The sequence below is a fragment of the Brevibacterium marinum genome (assembly GCF_011927955.1).
Classification (GTDB): domain Bacteria; phylum Actinomycetota; class Actinomycetes; order Actinomycetales; family Brevibacteriaceae; genus Brevibacterium; species Brevibacterium marinum.
In genome coordinates this window covers 989,760-1,005,720 of record NZ_JAATJN010000001.1, presented here as the reverse complement: position 1 = coordinate 1,005,720, position 15,961 = coordinate 989,760, and the positions used below count along the sequence as shown (strand labels likewise).

15 protein-coding genes are annotated in these 15,961 nt (G+C 66.1%); 6 read left to right on the top strand and 9 right to left on the bottom strand.

Translation table 11 applies throughout. The features are described from left to right. On the bottom strand, nt 1-867 hold the full coding sequence (locus BKA07_RS04395; RefSeq protein ID WP_167949821.1) for a type I 3-dehydroquinate dehydratase: 867 nt from the start codon (nt 865-867) through the stop codon (nt 1-3). Here BKA07_RS04395 and BKA07_RS04390 point away from each other — a divergent pair. The 5 genes from BKA07_RS04390 to BKA07_RS04370 all read left to right on the top strand — a co-directional run bounded on the left by BKA07_RS04390 (nt 866) and on the right by BKA07_RS04370 (nt 5,967). Then, nucleotides 866-1,717: an alpha/beta fold hydrolase gene (locus tag BKA07_RS04390; protein ID WP_167949820.1), complete on the top strand. Its 852-nt coding sequence runs from the start codon at nt 866-868 to the stop codon at nt 1,715-1,717. The genes BKA07_RS04395 and BKA07_RS04390 overlap by 2 nt on opposite strands. A 372-nt stretch (nt 1,718-2,089) precedes the next feature. Then, nucleotides 2,090-3,400 (top strand): betaine/proline/choline family ABC transporter ATP-binding protein, encoded by a 1,311-nt coding sequence (locus BKA07_RS04385; RefSeq protein ID WP_167949819.1) that lies wholly within the window; start codon nt 2,090-2,092, stop codon nt 3,398-3,400. Continuing rightward, complete coding sequence (locus tag BKA07_RS04380) at nt 3,400-4,299, top strand: ABC transporter permease (RefSeq protein WP_167949818.1); 900 nt, start codon at nt 3,400-3,402, stop codon at nt 4,297-4,299. Before BKA07_RS04385 ends, BKA07_RS04380 begins: the two co-directional genes overlap by 1 nt. Before the next feature lie 56 nt (nt 4,300-4,355). After that, on the top strand, nt 4,356-5,267 hold the full coding sequence (locus tag BKA07_RS04375; protein WP_167949817.1) for a glycine betaine ABC transporter substrate-binding protein: 912 nt from the start codon (nt 4,356-4,358) through the stop codon (nt 5,265-5,267). Between the two features lie 118 nt (nt 5,268-5,385). Beyond that, nucleotides 5,386-5,967 (top strand): methylated-DNA--[protein]-cysteine S-methyltransferase, encoded by a 582-nt coding sequence (locus BKA07_RS04370; protein ID WP_167949816.1) that lies wholly within the window; start codon nt 5,386-5,388, stop codon nt 5,965-5,967. Nucleotides 5,968-5,986: 19 nt separating this feature from the next. Here BKA07_RS04370 and BKA07_RS04365 read toward each other — a convergent pair whose 3' ends face one another. The 7 genes from BKA07_RS04365 to BKA07_RS04335 are packed head-to-tail and all read right to left on the bottom strand — an operon-like array spanning nt 5,987 to nt 12,272. After that, nucleotides 5,987-6,457 carry a cysteine hydrolase family protein gene (locus BKA07_RS04365; protein ID WP_167949815.1) on the bottom strand — a complete coding sequence of 157 codons (471 nt, stop codon included), beginning with the start codon at nt 6,455-6,457 and terminating at the stop codon, nt 5,987-5,989. Between the two features lie 34 nt (nt 6,458-6,491). Further along, on the bottom strand, nt 6,492-7,697 hold the full coding sequence (locus tag BKA07_RS04360; RefSeq protein ID WP_342448991.1) for an N-acetylglucosamine-6-phosphate deacetylase: 1,206 nt from the start codon (nt 7,695-7,697) through the stop codon (nt 6,492-6,494). Nucleotides 7,698-7,702: 5 nt separating this feature from the next. Continuing rightward, a complete protein-coding gene (locus tag BKA07_RS04355; protein ID WP_167949814.1) occupies nt 7,703-8,494 on the bottom strand; it encodes a DeoR/GlpR family DNA-binding transcription regulator in 792 nt (263 codons plus the stop codon). A gap of 4 nt (nt 8,495-8,498) precedes the next feature. Then, nucleotides 8,499-9,359: a class II fructose-bisphosphate aldolase gene (locus BKA07_RS04350; RefSeq protein WP_167949813.1), complete on the bottom strand. Its 861-nt coding sequence runs from the start codon at nt 9,357-9,359 to the stop codon at nt 8,499-8,501. Beyond that, nucleotides 9,356-10,402, bottom strand: coding sequence for a 1-phosphofructokinase family hexose kinase (locus BKA07_RS04345; protein ID WP_167949812.1), 1,047 nt, complete (start codon nt 10,400-10,402; stop codon nt 9,356-9,358). The genes BKA07_RS04350 and BKA07_RS04345 overlap by 4 nt, the downstream gene beginning before the upstream one ends. Further along, entirely contained in the window at nt 10,399-11,346 is a 948-nt protein-coding gene (locus BKA07_RS04340; RefSeq protein ID WP_167949811.1) for an ROK family protein, read from the bottom strand. Before BKA07_RS04340 ends, BKA07_RS04345 begins: the two co-directional genes overlap by 4 nt. After that, nucleotides 11,343-12,272: an SIS domain-containing protein gene (locus BKA07_RS04335; protein ID WP_167949810.1), complete on the bottom strand. Its 930-nt coding sequence runs from the start codon at nt 12,270-12,272 to the stop codon at nt 11,343-11,345. Before BKA07_RS04335 ends, BKA07_RS04340 begins: the two co-directional genes overlap by 4 nt. Before the next feature lie 164 nt (nt 12,273-12,436). Here BKA07_RS04335 and BKA07_RS04330 point away from each other — a divergent pair, with 164 nt between their 5' ends. Next, nucleotides 12,437-13,831 carry a sugar porter family MFS transporter gene (locus BKA07_RS04330; RefSeq protein WP_167949809.1) on the top strand — a complete coding sequence of 465 codons (1,395 nt, stop codon included), beginning with the start codon at nt 12,437-12,439 and terminating at the stop codon, nt 13,829-13,831. A gap of 9 nt (nt 13,832-13,840) precedes the next feature. Here the strand turns inward: BKA07_RS04330 and BKA07_RS04325 are convergent, their stop codons facing one another. Beyond that, the gene (locus BKA07_RS04325; RefSeq protein ID WP_167949808.1) at nt 13,841-15,886 is read right to left on the bottom strand and encodes a S9 family peptidase; all 2,046 of its coding nucleotides are present in this window, start codon (nt 15,884-15,886) and stop codon (nt 13,841-13,843) included. Between the last annotated feature and the right edge of the window lie 75 nt (nt 15,887-15,961).

The window sequence follows — 15,961 nt, the reverse complement described above, 5'->3', positions numbered from 1 at the left end:
TCAGCCGTAGAGCCGGTCGAACATCCCGGCCAGGTCCGCAACTGCGATCTGGCCGGGAGCCGAGGGCTCACCCAGCTGCGCAAAGGATGCACGGCTGCCGAAGTCCGCGCCCATGATCCGACTGGTTCTGCCCAGCCGGCCCATGGAGATCCCGATCACGGGAGTTTCGAGGGTCTGATCCGCCTCGGCGGTGGCACGCAGCAGTCTCGCGACATCGGCCCGCGATCGCGGCATCATCGCGATCTTCGCCACATCTGCATCGGCTCCGGCCATCGCGGTGAACTTAGCCAGCAGGGTTTCGGCCGAGGCGGTGTCCGCAAAGTCGTGGTGTGAGGCCACAACCGGAAGACCGTACTCGTGAGCCAGGGCAATGAGTTCACTCGCTCCCCGGCGATCGATCTCGACGTCGAGGGCCAATCGCGCTTCCGTCCCCTGTCCTTGCCCCGACCCTCCGGTGGCGGTCTGCCCGGAATCTCCGGTGGCGGTCTGGGTCGCGCCCCGGTTCCGCAGCCCGGTGATGAACACAGAGAGGAACTGCGCGTAGTCGTCCTCGCCGACCTCGGCGGCTCCTCCTTCGAATCCCGTGCGCAGCGTGATGAGCACCGGCAGTCCTGCTGCGGCGACGTCCGGGACCACGCCCAAGACGGCCTCGGCGAGCTCGCGGGCTTCGCTCCCGCCGGCACCCGCGGCACTGCCATTGCCCGAGATCCGGGTGATGAACGGATCGATGCGCCATTCGACGACGTCGACGAGGCCGGTGCCGGCAATGTCCCAGCAGTGCCGCACGATCTCATCCGGCTCGCTCGCCTGGACGGGAACGATGATGGCCGGGCGGCCGGCACCGTTGAGGAACGACAATTGCTTCATGACCCAATCGTATTCGTTCGGGCTCCGCACCGGTGAAGGGGAACAGCACGTGAGCGCCAGGGACCAGCACACCATCACCACCCGCGACCGATTTCGGCTCGCAGTCCAGGTCAGCGGCCCGCCACAGGCACCCGCCCTGCTCCTCCTCCCAGGTCAGGCGAACTCCCACGCATGGTGGGACGGACTGCGCTCGGACTTCGAACCGCAGTTTCGCACCGTGACCTTCGACTACCGCGGCACCGGAGGCAGCCGCGGCGAGTTGGGTGTGCTGTCGACCGCGAGCTTCGCCGCCGACGCCGCCGAAGTCCTCGACCAGCTGGGCATCGCGCGGGCCGCCGTGTACGGAACGTCGATGGGTGGGCGCATCGCCCAGATGCTGGCGCTGAATTTCCCCGATCGGGTCAGCGCCCTGGTCCTGGGATGTACGACACCGGGCGGGCCGCACTCGATCAAACGCCCACGGGAGGTCGGCCGGTCCTTGGCCCGGCTGCGCGGACGCGAGCACACGCAGTACCTCTTCTCGCTGTTCTATACTCCCGACTGGACGGGCGCTGCCCGCTGCAGCAAGCTCCTCGGCGATGACACGATGACACCCCAGGAGTCGGCGGCGCATCTGCGCATCAGCGCCAGCCACAACGCCTTCGACCGTCTGCCGGAGATCACAGCGGCCACCCTCATCGTCCACGGTGACGAAGACCTGATGAATCCCGTCGACAACGCGCACCTGCTGCACGAGCGCATAGCGAATTCCCGGATCCTCATCTGCCGCGGCGGCCGGCACGGCTTCTTCGAGGAGTTCGCCGAGGTGGTCAACCCCGAGATCAACGGTTTCCTGCACGACGTTTCCTGAGTGCCACCTTCTGGACGCCGCCGCATCTGCTGGACGAGCGGACCGGAGCGATCAGCATCAAAAATCCACACAATCTAACAAACCGGATAAGGACATACCCATGGGCCTCAACCCGAGTTTGTAACAATCAAGTAACGCATAGTTCAGTATCGCTCCAGGTCAGAGAGCCGAACAAGCTCAAAACCCCGGTATGTCTCGACATGACTCATGGCGTAATCGCTGAACAAATCTACAATGAGCAGTGAGATATCCGTGTGCGGTGAGGCGAGTGTGCGATCGACCCGGTTCGGATCGACCACCACCGCCGGCTCGCAGAATCGGGGGTGAAGCCTCTCGTTCTTGCGGACAGCCAAGAATGTAAGGAGGAAGCACGTGAGCGTTGTCAAAGCATCAAACGTTTACAAGGTCTTCGGCAAGCGCCAGAATGAGGTCGTCAAACGACTCGAAGAAGGCGCAGATCGCGATGATCTCACCAAACTCGGCACTGCCGCAGTCATCGATGCGAGCTTTGAGGTCGAACCAGGCGAGATCTTCGTCGTCATGGGCCTGTCAGGCTCGGGCAAGTCCACCCTGATCCGCACGCTCAACGGGCTGTGGGCTCCGACTGCGGGCTCGGTCGAGGTGCTGGGCACCGATATAGCCAAGGTCGATGCGCCCACTCTGCGCAAGACTCGCAGCGAGCACGTCTCAATGGTGTTCCAGCACTTCGCCTTGCTCCCCCACCGCACGGTTCGCGACAACGCGGCCTACGCACTTGAGATCCGTGGGACGGACAAGGCCGAGCGAGACAAAGCCGCGGATCGTTGGCTCAAGGCAGTCGGCCTCGATGGCTGGGCCGACAAGTACCCCGAACAGCTCTCCGGCGGCATGCAGCAACGTGTGGGCCTCGCGCGTGCTCTTGCTGCCGAGACAGACATCCTGCTCATGGACGAGGCTTTCTCCGCTCTGGACCCTCTCATCCGACGTGAGATGCAGGAGCAGCTCGTCGACCTGCAGTCCGAGCTCAAGAAGACCATCATCTTCATCACTCACGACCTCAACGAAGCGATGTTCCTCGGTGACCGGATCGCGGTCATGCGCAATGGACGCATCGTCCAGGTCGGCACCCCGGAAGAGATACTCACCGATCCGGCCAATGACTATGTGGCCCAATTCGTCCACGACGTCGATCGTGCCAGAGTCCTCACTGCCAGCAACGTCATGGAGAAGGCCCGTCAGGTCGTTACAAACCAGAACGGCCCCCGCGTCGCCTTGCGCAGTATGCGCGAGAGCAACGCCTCGGCCATCTATGTCACCGATCGTCACCGGAAGTTCCTCGGCGGCGTCAGCGATCGCGATTGCATCGACCACCTTCGCGCGGGCGCGACCACCCTGGATGAGATCATCAAACCGATCGTGACACCGGCATCGCCGGACGATCTGCTCATCGACCTGTTCCTTCCGTCATCGGAGACCCCTCTGCCCGTTCCGGTGACGAACGACGAAGAACATCTCGTCGGAGTCGTTCCCCGCGCCACTCTGTTGGCCGCGCTGGGCAATCAGACCGGAAACGACGAACAGTCGAACGAGGAGACGTCCTTGGAATGGGCTGCGCCGGTGAATACCGGCGTCATCGATCAAGTTCTCGCCGAGACGGATGATGCCGCAGGGGCCGAAACTGCAGACAGGAAGGGCGCCTTCTAATGGAGAACATCAGAATCCCGATCGGGGCCTGGGTCGACGTCGCCTTCGACTGGCTCAAAGAGAACATCTCCTGGTTCTTCGACTTCGTCACCTTCCTCTTCACCTTCCTCATCGAGGGACTCACCGAGGTACTCGTCGACCTTCACCCACTGGTCATCATCATCTTGCTCGCGCTCATCGGTTGGATCCTGCGGTCCTGGCAGATGGCGCTGGGCACACTGGTCACCCTGTTCTTCATCATGACCATGGATCAGTGGGTGCCCGCGATGCAGACATTGGCGCTGATCATCATCGCTGCGGTCATCGCGATCATCATCGCGATCCCGGTCGGCATCCTGGCCGCCAGGAACGATACTGCGTCTGCCTTCATCCGGCCCGTACTCGACTTCATGCAGACCATGCCGGCATTCGTCTACCTGATCCCAGCAGTGACCTTCTTCAGCATCGGCGTGGTCCCCGGCCTCGTCTCAACCGTCATCTTCGCCCTGCCACCAGGAGTGCGGTTCACCGAACTCGGAATTCGAGGAGTCGACTCGGAGACAGTTGAGGCCGGCCAATCCTTCGGAGCCACGCCGGGACAGATCCTCAGAGGCGTTCAGCTGCCTCTCGCCACACCGACCATCATGGCCGGCATCAACCAGGTCATCATGCTCGCGCTGGCAATGGCCGTCATCGCCGGCTTCGTCGGTGCCGACGGCTTGGGAAAGAACGTCGTCGAGGCCGTCGCCACCCAGAATCTGCCCCTCGGCGTCGAAGCCGGACTCGGTGTGGTGATTGTCGCGGTCTACCTCGATCGCGTAACCGCTGCCTTGGGCAATGCGAAAGACTATCCGCGCTCGCTCGTCGCTGCATTCCGCAAACGCAGCGCGAAGAAGAAGGCCACGGCCGCACAAGCGTGAGCGTCCCGAGCCGTCACAAACAGAAGATGTCGAATACAAGAGAAAAGGAACATGCCATGAAAAATAGATTCCTCACAACATTCGTCGCCGGAGTGGCAGCTCTCGGCCTGGCCCTGACCGGTTGTTCGCAGGAGGCCTCGAATGACGAAGGAGGCGGCGGAGACAAGGGCACCATCAAGCTCGGCTATGTCACCGGCTGGACCGACGGTCAGAGCATCTCTCTGCTGCTCGAAGACCAGCTCGGAAAGATGGGATACGACGTCGAGACAGAAACCTTCGCCGATGCTGCTGTCCTCTATGCCGGTGTCGCCAACGGCGATGTCGACATGTACCCCTCGTCGTGGCCCGAGGTCACGCACAAGCAATACATGGACGAGTACGGCGACAAGCTCGAAGACGTCGGCGCCTACTACGACAACGCAGTGCTCACCATCGCGGTGCCGAAATACATGGACGACGTCAACTCGATCGAGGATCTCAAGGGACAGGCAGACCGCTTCAACGGAGAGATCATCGGCATCGAGCCCGGTGCGGGCCTGACCAAGACCACCAAAGATTCGATGCTCCCCGAATACGGCTTGGACAAGGAGTACGAACTCGTCACCTCCTCGACTGCGGCCATGCTCACCGAGCTCGGCAACGCCACCGACGCCGAAGAAGACATCGTCGTCACACTGTGGCGTCCGTTCTGGGCGAACAACGCCTACCCGGTCAAGGACCTCAAGGATCCGAAGGGTGCCATGGGTGATCCCGAGAAGCTTCACTTCACAGCCACCAAGGGCTTCAGTGATGAATTCTCCGACGCCGCCGACTACGTCAGCAAGATCAAGCTCGATGATGCTCAGTACGGTGACCTCGAGGACCTGGTCGTCAACGAATACGAGGACGAGGGCGAGAAGGCCATCACCGAGTGGCTGAAGAAGAACCCCGACGCCTACGAGAGTGAGATCACCGACGAAGACGAGTGATCCGAAATCTGGGAACTCGGCTATGACTCCCGGAAACTGAGAGAGGCCCTCCAGGGCTCGTGCAGACGAGTCGGAGGGCCTCTCGTCGGCTATGGTGGTCGGAATTCGAAGGAGATGCATGGTGAAGGGCGCCGATGGGCCGCAGCAGGATCGAGCCGGGGCCCCTCGGGAATCGACGACTGTGAGCACCCCTGTCGGCTCGATCACCGTGTCGGCCAGTGACCGGGCTGTCCTTCGCGTCGAATGGGCCGGCAGAAGCTCCGAGACCGCCACCGCCATTGCCGCCTCCTGTGAGACTGCAGGCGCATCACCGGCCGCGACGTCAGAACGACTGCTGGCAGAGGCCGCTGACCAGCTCCACAGGTATTTCGACGGCAGTCTCACTGTTTTCGATCTGACGATCGAACTCCAGGGGGTCTCCGATATCGCCAGGACGGTGCTGACCACACTCGCCGAAACGGTCGAGCGCGGCACTACCATCACCTATGGTGAGCTCGCCGGGCGCAGCGGAACCGGCATTCCCGCCCGCGCCGTCGGCGGGATCATGGGGCTCAATCCGATCCCGATCATCGTGCCCTGCCACAGAGTGGTGCGCAGTGACGGACTGGGCGGATACTCCGGTGGTCTGCCGGGGACGAGCCTCGAGACGAAACGCTGGCTGCTCGAGTTCGAGGACGCCCTTCCCCCGATGCTGTTCTGAACGGCCCGGGGCTGAGGGCTCACATCCTCAGCCAGGTGTCGGCGGTCGCCTTGACCATGGCGCCGGCCTCTTCGGCCGCGCCCATCCAGGTCACCGGTCGGCCGTCGGGGTCGATGACCGCGTCGGAGAGGATGATGATGTCGAAGTTGCAGACGAGGCCTGCCATCGCCGAGGCCCAGACGGAGCCCGGTTCCGCGTCGCCGCCGGCGATGACGATCCGGTCGACCGCCATGTCGTGCAGTCCCGGGGCCAGATCGCCGATGCCGTCGAAGACGTCGGGGCTCTCCGAACGCAGCACGAGGTCCTCCTCGTCGGGACCGAAGACGGACAGGTCCTCATCGTCGACCTCGGCGAGTTCGTCCTTGGTCGAGGCGAAGATGAGCACGCCGCCGACCGCGCGAGTGCGGCCGACGATGTCGCCCAAGGTCTCGGCGGTGTCGTCGGAGGTGAAGCTGGCGTCGTCGGTGTCGATGAGGAGCAGTGCATCCATGCCCCCTATCGTGCCATGTTCTTCCGGACCGTGCTCAGTCACGGTCGCGGATGCTCATGTCCTCACCCAGCAGCAGGTAGTCGGCGGGCGCTCCGGCCCGCAGCAGCCTGTGTTCCTCGGCTGCGACGAGACCCAGTGCCCGCAGCGGCACGAGGCTCGCTGCCCGGACCGCTTCGAGGGGGCTCATGCCCACCTCGGTCACGGCCCTCATCACAGCATCGTCCATGGTCAGGGTCGAACCGGCGATGGACCCGGTCGAGCCGTCCTCGTTCAGCAGTCGTGCCACGGTCTCCTCCACCTGCACAGGCAGGGACCCGAGCATGTAGCGCCCGTCGGCCATCCCCGTGGCGGCCATGGCATCGGTGATCAGTGCGATCCTGTCCGGCACCAGTGTCGCCAGCATCCGTGCGGCCGGGGCCGCCACGTGCACCCCGTCGTCGATGAGTTCGAGCGTGACATGTCCGGCGTCGACGGCGGCGAGGATCGGTCCGGGAGCCCGGTGGTGGATTCCGGGCATCGCGTTGAACGTGTGGGTGAGGATGCTCGCCCCCGCGTCGAAGGCCCGGACAGCCTCCTCGTAGCCGGCCGCCGTGTGTCCGACTGCCACGCTCACCCCCGCCGAGGTGAATCGTTCGATGGCGTCGAGCGCGCCGGGCAGTTCCGGGGCGATCGTGATCTGGGCCAGGCGTCCGTCGGCGGCTGCGAGGATCGAGTCGACCGCTTCGGGCGTGGGGGCGGTGAGCACCTCGGGTGCGTGTGCGCCCTTGAAGTCCGGGGACAGGAAGGGGCCCTCGGCGTGCAGCCCGAGCACGGCCGAGTGGTCACGGGTCAGCCGGGCTCCCGTGGTCAGGGAGGTGCACAGGCCGTCGATGGTGTCCGAGACGTAAGACAGGGCGAGCGCTCGGGTTCCGTGACTGCGGTGGACCGCGAGCGCCTCGGCGAGTCCGGCCTCCCCGTCCTCGGCGCTGGATCCGCCGGCCCCGTGACAGTGGATGTCGACGTAGGCCGGGGCCAGGTACGCTCCCCCTGCGTCGATGATCCGCGCCTTCGCCGAGGTGGTCAGGCCCTGCCAGCCCGCACCGCGGCCGCGTGCGATGACGACTCCCCCCGCTTCGGCGAGCCAGTCGTCGGCGAGCTCCGCGGTGAAGCGGCGCGGGTCGTCATCGAGGATGACGGCGTTGTGGATGATCGAATCCGCTCGGGCCGTGTCCGCGGACATCGTGTCGCTGTTCCCATTCACCGTATTCAGACCCTCTCCTGCATCTGCGCCAGTTCGACGTCGTAGCCGGCCTGCCTCAGCTCGGCGTGGGCGTCCGACCCGAGGTGGGAGTCGGTGATGATCGCCTGGAACACCTCGGTGCCGCCGACGCCGGCGAAGGAGCGTCTGCCGTACTTCGAGGAGTCGGCGACGACGACGGCCTGCTCGGCGCGTTCGGCCATGAGGCGGTTGACGTAGGCTTCGTCCTCATTGGCCGTCAGTCCCCCGTTCGCAGCGGTGAATGCGTGGACGCCGACGAATGCCAGGTCCAGCCAGATGCTGCGCAGCACCGAATCGACGAAGGTTCCGACGAGTTCGAAGCTCGAGGTGTTGATGACGCCACCGCACACGATCACCTTGATGTCGGGGTGGACGGCGAGCTTGTTGGCGATGTCGACGGCGTTGGTGACGACGGTGAGGTCGTGGAGCAGGTCGTCTCGTTGGCTCAGTGCGTCGGCGACCATGAAGGTGGTCGTTCCCCCGGAGAGCCCGACGACCGATCCGGGGATGATCCGGTCGACCGCCGCCCGGGCGATCGCCGCCTTCGCCTCGGTCGCCGCCGCTTCCTTGTAGCGCAGCGACAGGTCGTAGTCGACGGCCCGTCGTGTGGCCCCGCCGTGGGTGCGTTCGACGAGGCGTCGCCGCTCGAGCAGATCGAGGTCGCGGCGGATCGTGGCCACGGAGACCTCCAGCTCCTGGCTCAGCGCCTCGACGCCGACGGTGCCCGTCCGGTCGAGTTTCGACAGGATCGAGTCGAGACGGTCCTCACGGGTGCTCATAGGGTCAGTCTCGGTCCTCACCGGGGCAATGGCAAGAATCGGCGGCGGCCAGAGTCCGGATCAGGCGTGCCGACTCGCTCGCGAATTCCTCCCGGGCGCTTGCGATGTACTTCCGTGAGTCGACCAGTTCGGGATGGTCCCTCAGGACTGCGCGCACGGAGGCGGTGAAGACCTTGTTGAGGTGGGTGGAGATGTTGATCTTGGCCATGCCCGCCGCCACCGCTCGGCGGATCTCGTCGTCGGCGAGACCGGAGGACCCGTGCAGCACCAGCGGCACCGGCAGCGTCGCGGCGAGCTCGGCGATGAGGTCGAGGTCGAGCCTGCTGGTCCGCTCGACCATCGCGTGCGAGCTGCCGACCGCCACGGCCAGAGCGTCGACCCCCGTGGCGGCGACGAAGTCCGCGGCTTCCCGCGGGTCGGTGCGCACCCCGGGGGCGTGCGCCCCGTCCTTGCCGCCGATCTCGCCCAGCTCCGCCTCGACGCCGACTCCGCGGGCATGGGCACGGCGGACGACCTCGGCGGTGGTGGCGCGGTTCTCGTCGACGCTCAGGTGCGCGCCGTCGTACATCACGGAGTCGAAGCCGAGACCGATGGCCTCGTGGACGAGCTCGGTGTCTCTCGCGTGGTCGAGGTGGACGGCGATCGGCACGCGCGCGGATTCCGCGATGGCCATCGTGGCGTGAGCGATCGGAGCCAGGCTGCCGTGATAGCGCACGCAGTTCTCGGAGATCTGCATGATCACCGGCTCTCCCGCCCGTTCCGCCCCGGTGGCGATCGCCTCGGCCGACTCGAGGTGGATGACGTTGAAGGCTCCGAGAGCCGCGTCGGCTGTTCTCAGAAGGTCGATCGTGGTGGCTCTGGTCATGCTCGCTCCAAGCTGACGTCTGTTCTCAGGTTCTTCCAGTCGGGGTGGATCCGGCCGGCTTGGGGCATGAGGACCGCGGAGGCCGAGAGCGCGACCATGTCGCGGACGGAACCCTCGCTCATCCACCCCGAGTCGGGTGATTCGACCAGGTGATGAGCCAGGGCCGCCACCGCTGCGTCGCCCGCCCCGGTGGGATTGCCCCGCAGGACCCGCCGCAGTCGCGCACTCCATCGAGTGCCGTTCCCGTCGACGAGGACCATGCCGGCCTCACCGCGGGAGACGAGGACGCGGTGGGCGCCCAGTCCGACGAGTTCCCTCGCCGAGGTGGTCGCATCCTCGTGTGCGAACAGCTCCTTCAGCTCCTCGTCGTTGGGTTTGACCCAGTCGGCGCCCGCTCGTGCGGCGGTGAGCAGTGCGGGGCCGGAGGTGTCGACGATGACGCTGACTCCGGCCGCGTGTGCGGCCCCCACGAGCCCCGCGTGGAAGTCGTCCGGGCAGTCTGCGGGGGTGGAGCCCGAGATCACGAGAACGGACACAGACGTCTCGCGCAGGCGCCGCATGATGGTCTCGGTCAGTGCCGTCCAGACCGTGGGCGTCTGTGCCGGGGCTCGTTCGTTGAGCACGGTGGCGCGTCCCGATTCCTCGACGACGGCATAGCTGCAGCGCAGTCGCGTCGAGCTCGGGGTCAGGTCCCACACCGGTTCGATGTCGGTCGAGCTGTCCGCGCACCGTCTGCCGTCGGATTCGGGCCAGTGTTCGCGGGAGACGGGACCCTGTACGTAGGCGGCGGTGCCGATGCTTGCGAGCACCCTGGCCACGTTGATCCCCTTGCCCCCGAGCCTGCCCGCTGCGGGGTCGATCCGGTGCGAGCGGCCCGGGTCCAGGTGCTGCGTGGAGATGGTGATGTCCCGGGCGGGGCTGAGCGTCACGGTGATCACGTCGGGTGCAGGCCGCTCATGCGGATCGTCGGCCGTGTCGCGGACGGTGTCGACGCGCGCCGTGTCAACGACAGCACCGACGCGCGACGTGTCGCCGCCGGTCATGCCACATCCCTGGTCAGCAGACCGGCACCGATGAGCCCGGCCACGGGACCCAGTCCTGCGCGGCGGACGCTCGGCATCCGGTGGACGTCCAAACGGGACTCCAGTCCCGCCGCGACTCCGTCGAGCAGCTCGTCGGCCCCGCTCAGACCGCCGCCGAGCACGATCGTCGCCGGTGCCACGACCGCGGCGATCTGTGCACACATCGCCGCCAGTGCCTCGACCGCCTCGGCGAACACCTGATGGGCGATCGGGTCGCCGGCATGCACTGCGTCGAGGACGTCGAGTGAACCGGCGACCTCGGTCCCGCTGCGCTGCGAATATCGTTTGGCGATCGACGACGCCGAGGCGATGTGCTCGATCGGTCCGCGGAACAGGCCCTCGGCGGTGTCGACGGCGACCTCGGTGAAGCCCACCTCTCCCGCGTAGCCGCCGGATGAGATCAGCCGACCGCCGACGCGGATGGCCGCAGCGATGCCGGTGCCGATGGTGATCATCACCGCATCGGCGGGAGTGTCCTCGACCAGGTCGAATTCGGCCCTCCCGGCCGCCCGCACGTCATGGGAGAGGGTCACGTCCAGGTTCAGCCTCTCGTTCAGCAGCTCTCGGAAGGCGACGTTGCGCCACCCGAGGTTGGCTGACAGGATTCCGATGCCGCTGGCCTCGTCGACGATCCCGGGGATGACCACGGCCGCCTCGGTGACGGGATGGTCCCGATGTTCGTCGGCGAAGGCGGAGTGGAAGCCGGCGATGACGTCCATGACCTCCGTCGCAGCGCTGTGTGTGCACTCCGGGGTCGGAGCCGTCCGGGCGTCGACGATGCGCCCTCCCGCGTCGAACAGTGCGGCCTTCATGCCGGTGCCGCCGACGTCGACGGCGAGCGCCGCGGGCCCGGCCCCGAGGCTCAGCCCTTCGGCGACGGCGAGGATCTCTGCGCGCGAGGTCATCCGTCCAGGACCACGGAGCGGCTCAGGGAGCGCGGACGGTCGGGGTCGACGCCCAGCCGACGGGCCCTGACGAGTGCGAGTGCGTGGACACGCACGAGCTCGGCCAGCGGATCGCGGTCGGATGCGAGGAATCGTGCGCCGGTGGCCTCGACCTGTTCCCGCAATCCCGCCGGGACGTCACCGATCTGCCAGGTCACCCGGCCGGGGGCGGCGATGGCGATGGGGCCGTGGCGGTATTCCATCGACGAGTACGACTCTGTCCAGGCCTGCGCGGATTCACGCAGCTTCAGCGCGGCCTCGTTCGCCAGGCCCCATGTCCACCCGAGGCCCAGGAAGCTGAACTGCTCGGCGGCGATGAGCTCCTCGTCGATGACGTTCGCCTCGGCTGCGGAGAAGTCCGGTGAGACGCCGGCCAAGACGGACTCCGCGTCCCGGATCGCGGTCTCCATCTGATCTGTCTGACCCAGCCAGGAGCGCATGGCGGCGATCACCGAGGTGGCGAACCTGGTTTGGACGACGGAGCGCTCATCGGCGAAGTCGAGTGCGACGGCGTCAGTGGCGCGCGTGGCGATCGGCGAGTCGACGGCGCCGACGAGGGCGGTGACCGGGGTGCTTGCACCGAGGCGTTCGAGTGCGTCGACGACCTCGGTGGTGGTGCCGGACCGGGAGATGGCGATGATGCGGTCGTAGTCGCGATGGGCGGGGAACTCGCTGGCGGTGAAGGCATCGGTTTCGCCTCTGCCCAGCGTCTCCCTCAGTGAGGCGAACACCTGACCGCCGAACCAGGAGGATCCGCAGCCGATGACCGCGATCCGCTCTCCGTCCTGTGGCAGCGCCGAGGCGGGGAAGTCGACGTTCAGGGTCCTCTCCCACGTCTCCGGCTGGCTTCGCAGCTCCTGTGCCATGAACTCACCAAGGACCGACATCGATCACACTCCTGATTGCATTGCGGATTATTCAATCATCATCATGGCATATTTTTCGCTTGACAGATAGTATTCAAGTGCGTTTGCGTGTAATGTGCACCACATATTCGCACCGCAACCCGGTGCGTCACAATCTCGAGCCACTCTGACGAAGGAGCAGCTGCATGGCTTTTCTCACCGACCTCAGACGAGCACCCAGGCTTGTCATCATCGTCGCCTTCGCCGCGATCGCCCTCGGCATCACCTACGGCTACGACATCTCCAACATCGCCGGCGCACTGCTCTTCCTCGAGACCGACCTCGGACTGGGCAATGCCGAGCTCGGCGGGCTCGCGACCGCCGTCGTCATCGGTCAGATCATCGGTGCCCTCTTCGGCGGTTCCCTGTCGAATCGCATTGGCCGCAAGAAGACGATGTTCGTCATCGCGGCCGGCTACATCCTCTTCTCCGTGATCTCCGGACTGGCCCCCGGCTATCTGACCCTGCTGCTGGCGCGTCTGCTCCTGGGAGTCTCGATCGGCATCGCCCTGGCCGTCGTGCCGGTCTTCATCGCCGAATCGTCACCGACGAACGTGCGCGGCGGACTGCTCGTGGCCTACCAGGTCACCACGGTGATCGGCATCGTCGCCGGCTACCTCGTGTGCTGGGGCCTGGCCCTCATCGAGTCCTGGAGACTGATGCTGGGACTGGCGGCCTTGCCCGCGCTCATCGTCCTCATCCTGCTGCTGCGGACCCGCGAGACTCCGCACTGGCTCATGCTCAAGGGCCGGGAGGACGAGGCCGCGACCGCTCTCGTCGCCCTCGAACCCGATCGCGACATCGACCATGAGATCACACTGATCAGGAGCGAGCTCCAGCAGGACAGCGGCCGCCTCGTCGACATGTTCCGGGGGCATCTGCTCAAGGCCACGATGTTCGTCATCGGCCTGGGCTTCTTCATCCAGATCACCGGCATCAACGCCACCATCTACTACGCCCCGTCGATCTTCGAGTCGATGGGATTCGAAGGCTACGGTTCGCTCCTGGGCATACCCGCCATCGTGCAGACCTTCGCCCTCGTCGCCGTCATCGTGTCGATGTTCATCGTCGACCGCCTCGGCCGCCGTCCGGTGCTGCTGACGGGAATCGGCATCATGATCGTCTCGACACTCGTGCTCGTGCTCGTCTTCACCCTCGGCGGGGAGGCCGGCAGCACCCAGTGGGGCACGATCGTCGGAGTCATCGGCATCATCGCCTTCACCATGGGCTACACCTTCGGATTCGGCTCTCTCGTGTGGGTCTACGCGGGTGAGACCTTCCCCTCGAAGTATCGGGCGCTGGGCGCCTCACTGATGCTGACCTCCGACCTCGTGGCCAATGCGATCGTGGCGCAGTTCTTCCCCAACCTGCTCGACCTCATCGGTGGCGCCGGCGTCTTCGGCGTCTTCGGCGTGCTGACCGTGCTGGCGTTCCTCTTCGTCTTCCGCTTCGCGCCCGAGACCAAGGACCGGGATCTGACCGAGATCTCAGCGTACTGGGCCAACGGCGCGAAGTGGCCGACCGACGTCAGGCAGTCGTGACCGACGCCCTCATCCGAGGGTGCGGGCACGCTCGGCGTCGATGCCGAGGACGTGCTTGTCGAGGAAGGCCAGCACTGTGCGGTACCAGACCTCTGCGTTGCCGCGACCGGCCACCCAGTGGCCCTCGTCGGGGAAGTAGAGGAAGCGGTGCTGGGTGAGTCCGTTCTCGTCCAATGGCGTCTTCGACCGGCTCAGCAGGTCGTACCAGAGTTCCTGACCCTGTCCGATCGGCACACGGTAGTCCTTGTCGCCGTGGATGACGAGCATCGGAACCTCGATCCGGTCGGCGAACAGGTGCGGCGAGTATGTCCCCGACTGCTTCCGCATGGCCACGTCCCAGGAGGCGTTGTCCGTGGTCCGACCCATCGACGTGGTGTTCCACAGGGAGGCGTGGGTGACGATGCAGTTGAACCGTTCGCTCGTGTGCCCGGCCACCCAGTTGGCCATGTACCCGCCGTAGGACCCGCCGGCCAGAGCGGTGGCCTCGGCATCGATGTCGGGCCGTGCGACCGCCGCGTCCGCCAACGCGAGGATGTCTGTGAACGGCGCGCCGCCCAACTCCTGCTGGCCGCGGTCGATCATCGACTGGCCGTAGCCGGTCGAGATCGCCGGATCCGGCAGCAGCACCGCGTATCCGGCGGCGGTGAACGGTCCCGGATTCCACCGGTACGTCCAGGAGTTCCACGATCCCCAGGGGCCGCCGTGGGCGAAGACGACGAGCGGGAACGGTCCCTCCCCGTCGGGCAGGGCCAACCAGGCGCGCACCGCGGTGCCGTCGTCACCCTCGGCGGCCACCTCGGCGAGGGGACCGTATTCGTCGATGACGGTCGCGGGGTTCGCGAGCTCACTGATCTGGCCCGAGACCAGGTCGATGGCGATGGGCAGCGGTGCGACGTCGATCGCCGAGGCGGTCGCCACGACCGACAGACCCTGCAGCTGCAGTCCCGAGAACGCATATTTCTGCCCGGCACCGCCCACCAGTCGCCGAGGCTGATCGTCGTTGACGTCGCCGATGAAGACGCTGCCGCGACCGTGGTCGTCCGCGGCGGCCACGATCGTCGAGTCGTCGGCCCAGATGGGGTCGAACCAGTGGTCGGCATCGGGCCACACAGGGCTCAGCGATCCCGATTCGAGGTCGAGGACCTCGAGCGTCGCGGACAGGTTCTGCGTCGATGTCCAGAACTGCTCGCGCGTGAGTAGGGCCCGGGTGCCGTCGGGGCTGATGGCGTCGATGCCGTAGGCGTGATCGGCGGCGGCGTCGATCAGTCGACGGGCTGCGATGTGTCCGTGCAGGTCGATCTGCCAGATCTCGCTGGCCTCGAGCTGTCCGGGGATCGGCTTCTCGACCTGGACGAGGACGAAATGCGCCGCCTCATCGACGGCCCAGTCGACGAGGCGGCCGGGCGGCAGCCAGAGATGGCGGAAGTTCAGCGCCGCGGGTTCAGCGGTGGGCGATCCCTCGCCGCTGGAAGACGAGTTCGGGACGAGTTCCTCGTCGAAGTCATCGGGGATCGTTCTCAGGTCGGCGACCGCGAGGGTCTCGCGGCCCGGGCCGAGGTCATGGTCCCAGCGGCGGATGGGGAACCCGGAGTGCAGGATGCCGCTGACCTTGGCCTCTCGGCGTTCTCGGCTGAGGGTCTGATGTTCGTCTTCGTTCTCGGCCCAGGTGTGGACGGGGACCTGGACGACGAGGGTCTCGGCCTCGAGTTCGATTCGGGAGAATCCGCCTTCGTGGTCTGCGAGCTTGCGGGCTTCCCCCGTCCGAGGCAGCGCCCACAGGCTCGGACTCTCGGAGTCTTTGCCGTCGGTTCCGGTGCGTTTGGCCGCAAAGAGGATCGTTCCGCTGTCGCTGAGCGCGGCAGGGCCGATGGACTGATGGCCGCGGGTGATGCGTCGCGGGCTCTCGCCGCTGATGTCGGCGAGGTGGGTGATGTAGGAACTGCCCTCGGCGTCGAGGGAGGAGTATCGGGCGATCACACGATCGCTCCGGTCGGTCAGGAGGCCCTGCAGCCGTCGGGCATCGAGGAGGGTGTTCACAGCGTCATCGGTTGTCATGTCCCCATCCTAGGATCTTCACGGATGCTCGGGGGCGGAGTTGCCGCGAAGGATTCGGCCGAAGCCGTGCGGAGG

Excerpts from the sequence above, each read along its gene's own strand:
- BKA07_RS04390 (WP_167949820.1), top strand. The coding sequence starts at position 866 with ATGACCCAATCGTATTCGTTCGGGCTCCGCACCGGTGAAGGGGAACAG.
- BKA07_RS04395 (WP_167949821.1), bottom strand. The coding sequence starts at position 867 with ATGAAGCAATTGTCGTTCCTCAACGGTGCCGGCCGCCCGGCCATCATC.
- BKA07_RS04380 (WP_167949818.1), top strand. The coding sequence starts at position 3,400 with ATGGAGAACATCAGAATCCCGATCGGGGCCTGGGTCGACGTCGCCTTC.
- BKA07_RS04375 (WP_167949817.1), top strand. The coding sequence starts at position 4,356 with ATGAAAAATAGATTCCTCACAACATTCGTCGCCGGAGTGGCAGCTCTC.
- BKA07_RS04370 (WP_167949816.1), top strand. The coding sequence starts at position 5,386 with ATGGTGAAGGGCGCCGATGGGCCGCAGCAGGATCGAGCCGGGGCCCCT.
- BKA07_RS04365 (WP_167949815.1), bottom strand. The coding sequence starts at position 6,457 with ATGGATGCACTGCTCCTCATCGACACCGACGACGCCAGCTTCACCTCC.
- BKA07_RS04355 (WP_167949814.1), bottom strand. The coding sequence starts at position 8,494 with ATGAGCACCCGTGAGGACCGTCTCGACTCGATCCTGTCGAAACTCGAC.
- BKA07_RS04350 (WP_167949813.1), bottom strand. The coding sequence starts at position 9,359 with ATGACCAGAGCCACCACGATCGACCTTCTGAGAACAGCCGACGCGGCT.
- BKA07_RS04345 (WP_167949812.1), bottom strand. The coding sequence starts at position 10,402 with ATGACCGGCGGCGACACGTCGCGCGTCGGTGCTGTCGTTGACACGGCG.
- BKA07_RS04340 (WP_167949811.1), bottom strand. The coding sequence starts at position 11,346 with ATGACCTCGCGCGCAGAGATCCTCGCCGTCGCCGAAGGGCTGAGCCTC.
- BKA07_RS04335 (WP_167949810.1), bottom strand. The coding sequence starts at position 12,272 with ATGTCGGTCCTTGGTGAGTTCATGGCACAGGAGCTGCGAAGCCAGCCG.
- BKA07_RS04330 (WP_167949809.1), top strand. The coding sequence starts at position 12,437 with ATGGCTTTTCTCACCGACCTCAGACGAGCACCCAGGCTTGTCATCATC.
- BKA07_RS04325 (WP_167949808.1), bottom strand. The coding sequence starts at position 15,886 with ATGACAACCGATGACGCTGTGAACACCCTCCTCGATGCCCGACGGCTG.